Raw genomic sequence first — 468 nt, forward strand, 5'->3', positions numbered from 1 at the left:
TAGTTCTTTTTTTCAAACCATAAAGCTGGTTCAAACCCATAAATAAAACTATAAGAGCGACAATTGCTATGAGGACATTTCCAGTTTTTGAAATATTTAAAGGTTGAAAAATAAGAATGATAGTACTGCCTAAAACCCAAGTAAAATCTTGAATAATAATCCAGATAACCGCTAGTTTTCTTTGCCGCTTAATTTCATACCAAATGGTTAGGGAAAAATAAATTAATACCAACCCAAAAACCAAAAAAATAGTATTGTTTTTCGTACCGAATAAATTTGAAATTTGTATGTTAAATAAAAACAATACCAAACCTGATATGCCTGAAAAAAGAGCGTTTATTTTTAACGCTTTTTGTAGTTTATTCATTTTGTCTCGAACTTTTGTTGTTGGAAAAGTAATAGGGGATTTTGTAGAGAATTGTCTATTCTCCCATCTGTTCGTAAACCTTGCGCCATTCACTGGCATCA

General features: G+C 30.8%; 1 protein-coding gene. It reads right to left on the bottom strand.

Features of this window, described 5'->3' with window-relative positions; genetic code table 11:
* Positions 1-367 (bottom strand): hypothetical protein (locus FUA24_RS25260; protein ID WP_187388317.1); only part of this gene is annotated, 367 nt, incomplete at its 3' end.
* Positions 368-468: the final 101 nt, after the last annotated feature.

This window comes from Seonamhaeicola marinus (assembly GCF_008085455.1).